Consider the following 9,235-nt stretch of genomic DNA (forward strand, 5'->3'; position numbering starts at 1 on the left):
GGGTGGGAGACAGCCGGGCCGGGACCGGAGGGGCCGATCCGCGAATTCGGCTGCTTGCTGCGCGATCAGCGCTGGCGATCGCGCTCATGGGTGCGATCAACGCGGTCGCCACGCTGTCGGCGTGTCTGTGCGCGGTGGTGTGGCTGTTGGCGCACCGCCCGAACCGCACTTGGTGGCGGTTCACCGCGTGGTGGCTGGGTTGCACGGTGTTGGCGGTGACGTGGTGGGTGGTCGCGCTGCTACACCTCGGCCGCATCAGCCCACCGTTCCTCGACTTCATCGAGTCCTCCGGGGTCACCACACAGTGGATGTCGCTGACCGAGATGCTGCGCGGCACCGGGGCGTGGACGCCCTACGTCGCGCCGGGCGCCACGGCGGGGGCGCCGCTGGTGACCGGGTCGGTCGCGGTGCTGGCGACGACGCTGGTAGCCGCGGCGGGATTGGCCGGTCTGGCGTTGCGCACGATGCCGGCTCGCGGTCGATTGATCACGATGCTGATGATCGGAGTCGCGCTGTTGGCGGCCGGGTACTCCGGTGGGCTCGGCTCCCCGATCGCGGCCCAGGTGCAGGCGTTCCTCGATGCCGACGGCACCCCGCTGCGCAATCTGCACAAACTGGAGCCGCTGCTGCGGTTGCCGCTGGCCCTGGGGTTGGCGCACCTGTTGGGGCGAATTCCGTTGCCGGGCAGTGCGCCCCGCCCGGTGTGGCGGGCCGCGTTCGCGCATCCGGAGAACGACAAGCGGGTGGCGGTGGGGGTCGTGGTGCTGGCGGCGCTCACCGCGGCGACCTCGCTGGCCTGGACCAGCCGATTGACCCCACCCGGGGCGTTCGACGCGATCCCGCAGTACTGGCATGACACCGCGGCGTGGCTCGACGAGCACAACACCGGTGCGGCCGACCCGGCTGGCGGAGACGGCCAATCCGACCCAGCCCGCGGAGACGGCCAATCCGACCCAGCCGGAGACGGTAATTCAGCCCCGGCCGGCCCCGGGGGACGGGTACTGGTCGCCCCCGGCGCTCCGTTCGCGACCCAGGTGTGGGGCAACAGCCACGACGAGCCGCTACAGGTTCTCGGTGACAGCCCCTGGGGGGTGCGCGATTCCATTCCTCTGACCCCGCCCGAGACCATCCGCGCGCTGGACTCGGTGCAGCGGCTCTTCGCCTCGGGACGGCCGTCGGCGGGGCTCGCCGACACGTTGACCCGGCAGGGCATCTCGTATGTGGTGGTGCGCAACGACCTCGATCCGGATGCGTCGCGCTCGGCACGCCCGATCCTGGTGCACCAGGCCGTGGACGGTTCCCCGGGGCTGACGAAGGTCGCCGAGTTCGGCGACCCGGTCGGTCCCGGCACGCTGGAGGGGTTCGTTGCCGACAGCGGATTGCGCCCGCGCTACCCGGCGGTCGAGATCTACCGGGTGGACGGCGCAGGTCCGCCACCGGCGGCGCCGTACGTCGTGGACACCGACGCCATGGCACGGGTGGACGGCGGGCCGGAGGCTCTGCTTCGCCTCGACGAGCGCAGGCGGTTGAGCGGTCAGCAGCCGCTGGGCCCGATGCTGCTGACCCAGGACGCTCAACGCGCGGGACTGCCGGTGCCCCTGGTGACCATCACCGACACCCCACTGGCGCGCGAGACCGACTACGGCCGTGTCGACGACCATTCGTCGGCCGTGCGCAGTCCCGGTGACGCCCGCAACACGTTCAACCGGGTGCCCGACTATCCGGCCGACGGGGCCGAGCTGGTCTACGGGCGATGGGACGGCGGGCGGATTTCGGTGTCGAGTGCGGCGTCTGATTCGACCGCGCTGCCCAATGTGTCTCCGGCTTCCTCGCCCGCCGCGGCGATCGACGCCGACGCATCGACCAGCTGGGTGTCCAACGCGCTGCAGTCGGCGGTCGGGCAGTGGCTGCAGGTGGATTTCGACCGGCCGGTCACCAACGCCACTCTCACCATCACTCCCAGCGCCACCGCCGTCGGCGCGCAGGTGCGCCGTCTGGAGGTGGCCACCGTCAACGGCACCAGCACGGTGCGCGTCGAGGACCCCGGCACCCCGGTCACCGTCGCGCTGCCGTATGGCGAGACACCGTGGGTGCGCATCACCGCGACCGCCACCGACGACGGTTCGCCCGGAGTCCAGTTCGGCATCACCGACTTCAGCGTCACCCAATACGACGCGAACGGGTTCGCCCACCCGATCCCCCTGCGCCACACCGTCGACGTTCCCGGTCCTCCCCCGGGATCGGCCATCGCGCAATGGGACCTCGGTGCCGAGCTACTGGGGCGGTCGGGGTGCGCGGACAGCCCGACGGGCACCCGGTGTGCGGCGGCGATGGCGCTGGCCTCCGAGGAGCCGGTCAACCTCAGCCGTACGCTGACCGTGCCCGAGCCGACGCCGGTCGATCCGACGGTGTGGGTACGCGCCCGTCAGGGACCCAACCTCGCCGACTTGATCGCCCAGCCCGGCGTGGTCCGCGCCGCCGGTGATGCCGACCCGCTCGACGTGCTGGGCTCGGCGTACGCCGCCGCCGACGGTGACCCCGGCACCGCATGGACCGCCCCGCAGCGCGTGGTGCAACCCCGCACACCTCCCACACTGGTGGTGAAACTGCCCGAGCCGCGCACCGTGGCGGGCCTGCGGGTCACCCCGAGTTCCTCAGCGCTGCCGGCCCATCCGACGATGATCGCCGTCGACCTCGGCGACGGCCCCCAGGTCAGGCGGATCGACGGCACACAGACATTGGACCTGCAGCCCCGCCGCACCGACACGGTCACGCTGTCGCTGATGGACTGGGACGACGTGATCGACCGCACCGCATTGGGTTTCGATCAGCTCAAGCCACCTGGGCTGGCCGAGGTGGTGCCCCTCGACGAGGCAGGGGCGCCGATCGCACCCGCCGACGCTGCGACCAACCGGGCCAGGGCCGTCACGCTGCCGTGCGGGCGCGGGCCGGTGATCGGTGTGGCGGGCCAGTTCGTCCAGACCTCGGTCACCACCACCGTCGCCGCGCTGCTGGACAACGAGCCCATCGCGGCACGACCCTGCCGCAGCGAGCCGATCACCCTGCCTGCGGGCGAACAGGAACTGCTGGTCAGCCCCGGCCCCGGACTCCTGGTCGACGGAGTCGAGCTCGCCACTCCACGCGCGGGTGAATTGCGCACGGCCCCTACGGTTCCCGTGCCCACCAGCGCCTGGCGCAACGACCACCGCGAGGTCGACGTCACCCGCTCCGACCGGCAGCGGCTCCTCGTGGTGCCCGAGAGTGTCAACCCGGGCTGGACCGCGAGCACCGCCGACGGTGTGCCGCTGGCGGCGATCACCGTCAACGGCTGGCAGCAGGGCTGGATCGTGCCGGCCGGCACCGCAGGAGCCGTCACGATGAGCTTCACCTCCAATGCCACCTACCGTTGGGGGTTGATCGGCGGGTTGGCACTGCTGCCGATGTTGTTGGTCGCGGCATTCGTGCCGGGGCGGCGCCGCCGGACCACACCTCCCGCGGTGCGGCCCTGGTGCCCGCCGGCGGCGGTGCGTGGCGCGGCGGTGGTCGTCGCGGCCACGGTCATCTCGGGACTGGCCGGAGCGATGGTCGCCGGCGCCGCGCTGGCTCTGGCTCATCTGTTCCGGGGAAACGAGAAGATCACCCGCGTAGCGACATTGGGCACGGCGGCGGGCGGGCTGGTCCTTGCCGGGGCGATCCTGAGCCAGAACCCGTGGCGGTCGGTCGACGGGTACGTCGGACACTCCGCCGGTGTCCAACTGCTGGCGCTGCTGTCGGTGGTGGCGGTCGCCGTGTCCGCCGCGGTGCCGCCCGGCACACCGGTGAGCGACTCGGCCGGCCTGTCCGATTCCGGCCGAGCGGAGCAGCTCCCCGACGACAATGGAGCCCATGACCCACCCAGGCAGCCAACGAGTTCCCCCGATCGGCACCCAGGTATCGGCGCTGGCCGCGCAGGCCCCTGATGCGCCGGCGGTCACCTGTTCGGGTGTCACCGTCACCCGAGCCGAGCTCGACGCGACATCCAACCGCCTGGCGAGAGCATTCGCGTCGCAGGGCGTCGGAGTCGGCGACTATGTGACGATCGTGCTGCCCAACTCGCTGGACTGGGTGTACGCGGTGCTGGCGTGCTGGAAGCTCGGGGCGGTGCCGCAACCGTTGTCGGCGCGGATGCCCGACACCGAACTGGCAGCACTGCTCGAACTGCGGCCCCCGGCGCTGCTCGTCGGGCGTCCCGACCCGACCGGCAAGACCGCGAACGCAGGGCCCGCGGTCGCCGAGATCGCCGCCGGCTTCTCCGATGATCCGCTGCCGGAGGCGGTTTCGCCGGTGTGGAAGTCGATGGCGTCGGGCGGAAGTACCGGGCGCCCCAAACTCATCGAGGCCGGCAACGACAGCAGGGTGCCGCCCACGATCGGGGCCCCGCTGGGCGCCGAACCCGGCGACGTCAACTTGGTTTCGGTTCCGCTGAGCCACAACACGGGATTCACCACGTTCGCGATCGGCCTGCTGCAGGGACACCATCTGGTGCTGATGCCGCGATTCGAGCCGCAGGAGTTCCTGCGGCTGGTCACCGAGTACCGGGTGACGTTCCTGGCGACCGTCCCGACGATCATGCAGCGGCTGCTGCCGGTTCACCGCGCCGATCCCGACGCGTACGATCTGTCGTCGATCCGGCGGTTCTGGCATCTCGCCGCGCCCTGCCCGCCGGCCGTCAAACAGGCCTGGATCGATCTACTGGGTCCCGATGTCGTGTGGGAGCTCTACGGCGGCACCGAGTTACAGGCGCTGACCTTCATCTCGGGTGCGCAGTGGTTGAGCCATCCGGGCTCGGTGGGGGTGGTCGTGTCCGGCGAGATGAAGGTGTTCGACGACAACGGGCACGAGTGCCCACCGGGTGTGGCGGGCGAGATCTACATGCGGCCCGCTCCGGGCAGCCGGCCGACCTACCGCTACATCGGCAGCACCGCGAAGAGCCGCGACGGCTGGGACTCTCTGGGCGATCTGGGCTATTTCGAGGCCGATGGATTCCTGTACCTCAACGACCGTCGCGTGGACATGTTCACCGTGGGCGGGCGAAACGTCTATCCGGCTGAGATCGAGTCGGCGTTGGCCGAGCACCCTCACGTGTTGTCCAGCTTGGCCGTGGGGCTGCCCGACGACGACCTCGGCCAGGTTCCGCACGTGATCGTGCAACCTGCTGCCGACATGTCCGAGGACACGGTGCGGGAATTCCTGGCCTCGCGGATCGCGGCGCACAAGTTGCCCCGCTCGGTGGAGTTCGCCGAGCGGCCGCTGCGCGACGATGCGGGAAAGGCGCGTAGGTCGGCGGTCCGCGACGAGGTCATCGCGCGGCGGGCCGCGCAGTAGAGCCAAGCGCGGCGGGCCGCGCAATCGGACCAAGCGCGGCGGGCCACGCAGTCGGACCAAGCGCGGCGGGCCGCGCAGCACGACTAACGCGCGACGGCGGGTTCGATCTGCTCGGTGACCGAGCTGTCCAGCGGGGTGGGGTCGTTGCGCCGCTCCCATCGCCGCAGCGCGTTGCGGCAGGGTGATTCGATCAACCCGTAGCTGACCGCGGCGATCGCGAAACCGAACAGGACGGTCAACACCAGCACCACGGTGAAGTGTCCGTTGAAGGAGAATTCCCCGATCATCGGGAAGACCATCGCCAGTGCGGCCAGGTGCCAGACGAAGAGCCCGTAGGACCACCGGCCGAGCGTGACCATGGTGTCGCTGCCCAGAATTCGGTGCGGCGTGTCGGGCCGGTCCAGCACGAGCGGCGCCAGCAGCGCGCCGGCCACGATGGCACCCATGGCGGTCTTGAGCGTCACCTGCGCGATCGAGCCGGGGTGCAGACCTTCCAGACCCGCCAGCGGCGACGCGGCGACGGCGAAGGCACTCACCGCGATCAGCGCCATCAGGACGCGGTGCCGTGCCAGTCGGTGCGGCCAGCCGACCTTCGAGACGGTCAGCTCCGCCAGCACCATGCCCGCGGCAAACCACGAAAAGAACGCGGGCGGCCAGTTCCACAAGTTGTGGCCGGATCCGCCGTCGAAGGGGATGTGCACCCAGAACAGGCTGGCGACCGCGGCGGTGAGGATGACCGCGATCCGGGCGCGGACCGGTACCCGCCGGGACAGCAGCGCCAGCAGCGGTAACACCAGGTAGAAGCTCATCTCCACCGACAGGCTCCACATCTGGGTGAGGCCCGCGGTCAACGTCAGCGGCACGTAGATCTGGGTCAGCGTCAGGTTGGCCAGCCATACCGTGAGGTCGGCCTGGGCCTCGGGGAGCAGCGTCAGGATCACGACGACCGCGACGAGGTAGCCGGGCATGATCCGCACGATCCGCGACCGGAGGTAGTGCCCGGTTCTGGGCCGCTCGCGCAGCCCCCTGGCGGCCGCGGCGTGACCGCGCCACAGCAGGAATCCCGACAGCGCGAAGAACACGGCCACCGCGAGGTCGAACCGGCCGAGCACCCGCCCGACCGCACCGGTGGTGTGTCCGGTCTGGAATGCGACGTGGGTGACGACGACCCCGATCGCCGCACACGCACGCAGTCCCTCGACCGCGGGCAGGAAGCTGCGGGTGCCGCCGACGGCGTTCTGCGCCGCGCCGGGAGCCGCGCCGGGCGGTGTCGCGGTGGCGGTCACGTCCAACAGTGTGCCCCGCTCCGGTCGATGACGGCGAGAACGGGTAGTCACCCCCGCACGGAGACGGGTGCCGAACGGGTCCGTCAACGGCTCGTAGTGAGCGACGACCTTATTCTCTGCTGTTAGGGTCGAACGGGTTTTGCCGCCACAACACAGGTCTGGGTTGTGGCGGTAGGTGAAGGGAGACACGGTATTGAACCGCGCAGTCGCGCTGAGGATCGCCGCGTGCGGAATCATGGGCCTGGGGGCCGCGTTGCTGATCGCCGCGTTGCTGTTGTCCACCTATACCAAGAGCAACATCTCCAAGATCCCGCTGGACATCGACCACACGGTGGTCAGTGACGGCAGCGGGACCGCGTTCGACCCGGCGTCGCTGAACGAGCAGAACTTCGTGGTCAACGAAGACGTGCCGTTGGTGATGCAGGAGCAGGTGACCGTCGAGTCCCCGGCCAATGCCGACGTGGTGACGCTGCAGGTGGGCAGCACGTTGCGGCGCACCGACAAACAGCAGGAAAACGGCCTGCTGCTGGCGATGGTCGACACCGTCACCCTGGACCGCGAGACCGCGATGGCGGTGTCCAGCGACAGCAATCCGGGCGGTGCGGTGCAGAAGCCGCGCGCGATCGAGAACGAGGAACCGCCCACCAACATCGCGTTGCCGCACGAGGGGCTGTCTTATCGCTTCCCGTTCGACACCGAGAAGAAGACCTACCCGTACTTCGATCCGATCGCGCAGAAGGCGTTCGACGCCAACTACGACGGGGAAGAGGACGTCAACGGGCTGACGACCTACAAATTCACCCAGAACGTCGGTTTCGACAACGACGGTGAACTGGTCGACCCGATCCCCTATGCCTCGCTCTACGACGACGAGGCCGACAGCAGGGCGACCGCACCCGCGCGGTTGTGGGGCATCGAGGCCGAGGATCCCGAGGAACCGATCACGATGACGCGGTACTACGCCGCGCAGCGCACCTTCTGGGTGGACCCGGTGTCGGGGACCATCGTCAAACAGACCGATCGGGGCTATCACTATTACGCCCGCGAGGCGCTCGAACCCGAGGTCACCTTCGTCGACTACAGCGTCACCACGAACGAGGAGTCGATCGAATCCCAGGTCTCCGCGGCGCGGGACGAACGGGACCGGGTGGCCCTGTGGGGACGCATCCTGCCGATCACCTTCACTGCGCTGGGCCTGATCGCGCTCGTCGGAGGGGCGCTGCTGGGCGCCTTCAGCCTGCGCGCGGAGTCGATGCTCATCGATCCGGGCCTCGACGACGCGGGGCGACGGTTCTTCGGTCACCGTGACGACGAAGGCGAGCCGGTACCCGGCGCCGAGGCGAAGACCGAGAAGCTGCCCGCGCAGCGGCCGTCCGATCTGCCCCCGGACAGACCGGGCTGATCACCCGCGCAATCCCGCCGGCCTTCGCGCTGGCTCTGACCCTGGCGGTGACCGGTCCGCTGCTGTCGCCGGGCTACCTGCTGTTGCGGGACGCGGTGTCGACGCCGCGGTCCTATCTGTCGGATGCGGCCCTGGGGGCGACGCAGGCCGCGCCGCGCGCGTTGCCGCAGGACTTCGCCGTTGCGGTGGCCTCGCACGTGTTCGACGGCGGTGTGGTCGTCAAGGTCCTGCTGATACTCGGCATCTGGTTGGCGGGCTGGGGAGCCGCGCAACTCGTGGCGATGCTGCTACCGGACGCCGGCCTGGCCGGGCAGGCCGTCGCGGTGACGACGGCGATCTGGAATCCCTACGTGGCCGAGCGGCTGTTGCAGGGCCATTGGAGCCTGCTGGTCGGTTACGGCTGCCTGCCGTGGGTGGCGCTGACGGTGCTGTCGCTGCGCCGGTCCGAATCCCGCGGGGCGGTGCAGGTGCCGGCGCTGCTGTTCTGGATGGCGCTGGCGGGACTGACGCCGACCGGGTTGATGCTGGCCGCCACGATCGCGCTGGCGTGCACGGTGGCCGGCGGCGCGGGACGGTCCCGGCGGTTCTGCGCGCTGCTGAGCCTGGGGGCTGCGGTCGGCGCCGCGCTGCCGTGGCTGACGGCCTCGGCGGTGGCACCCGGTTGGGCGGCTCAGGCTGGTGTCGCCGAGGCCGGGGTGGCCGCATTCGCCGCGCGCGCCGAGCCGGGACTCGGAACCCTGGGCAGTCTGGCCGGCCTGGGCGGCATCTGGAACGCCGAGGCGGTGCCCGCGTCGCGGACGAGCGTGTTCGCGGTGTTGTCGGTGGTCGCGTTGCTGTCGATCGTGGCGATCGGGGTGCCGCTACTGATCCGCCGGCGCGCCGCGACGCCGCTGCTGCTGCTGGCGCTGGTTGCGGTCACGGTGCCGGCGTTGATGGCGACCGGCCCGGGGCTGGCCGTCGTCGAGGCGGTGATCCGGGGCTTTCCCGGGCTGGGTGTGGTGCGCGACGGCCAGAAATGGGTGGCGCTGGCCATGCCGGCGTATGCGTTGGCCGCCGCGGGGGCGGTGGTGACGTTGCGACCCCGGGTGCCGGCGCTGGTTTCGGCGGCGGTGTGCTGCGCGGTGCTGGTGGCGACGCTGCCCGATCTGGCCTGGGGGGGGGGCGGGCAGCGTCGCCACCAGCA

The 9,235-nt window shown here is 70.6% G+C and carries 3 protein-coding genes and 2 pseudogenes; 4 read left to right on the plus strand and 1 reads right to left on the minus strand.

Translation table 11 applies throughout. From position 1 onward, the window contains the following. Both J3476_RS27505 and J3476_RS27510 read left to right on the plus strand, forming a co-directional pair. Positions 1 to 3,794, plus strand: a pseudogene (locus J3476_RS27505) (alpha-(1->3)-arabinofuranosyltransferase family protein); the annotation flags it as partial. Positions 3,795 to 3,885: 91 nt separating this feature from the next. Then, positions 3,886 to 5,364, plus strand: coding sequence for an AMP-binding protein (locus J3476_RS27510; RefSeq protein ID WP_207069427.1), 1,479 nt, complete (start codon positions 3,886 to 3,888; stop codon positions 5,362 to 5,364). 83 nt (positions 5,365 to 5,447) lie between these two features. Here J3476_RS27510 and J3476_RS27515 read toward each other — a convergent pair whose 3' ends face one another. Further along, the gene (locus tag J3476_RS27515; protein WP_373889150.1) at positions 5,448 to 6,656 is read right to left on the minus strand and encodes an acyltransferase family protein; all 1,209 of its coding nucleotides are present in this window, start codon (positions 6,654 to 6,656) and stop codon (positions 5,448 to 5,450) included. A gap of 187 nt (positions 6,657 to 6,843) precedes the next feature. On the opposite strand from J3476_RS27515, the gene J3476_RS27520 reads away from it, so the two are divergent. Further along, positions 6,844 to 8,052 (plus strand): DUF3068 domain-containing protein, encoded by a 1,209-nt coding sequence (locus J3476_RS27520; RefSeq protein ID WP_207069429.1) that lies wholly within the window; start codon positions 6,844 to 6,846, stop codon positions 8,050 to 8,052. 11 nt (positions 8,053 to 8,063) lie between these two features. Continuing rightward, positions 8,064 to 9,235, plus strand: a pseudogene (locus tag J3476_RS27525) (hypothetical protein); the annotation flags it as partial.

The sequence above is a fragment of the Mycobacterium sp. PO1 genome (assembly GCF_017312405.1).
Taxonomy (GTDB): domain Bacteria; phylum Actinomycetota; class Actinomycetes; order Mycobacteriales; family Mycobacteriaceae; genus Mycobacterium.

Bases quoted from the DNA above. Each gene is read 5' to 3' on its own strand.
- J3476_RS27510 (WP_207069427.1), top strand. From the start codon at position 3,886: ATGACCCACCCAGGCAGCCAACGAGTTCCCCCGATCGGCACCCAGGTA.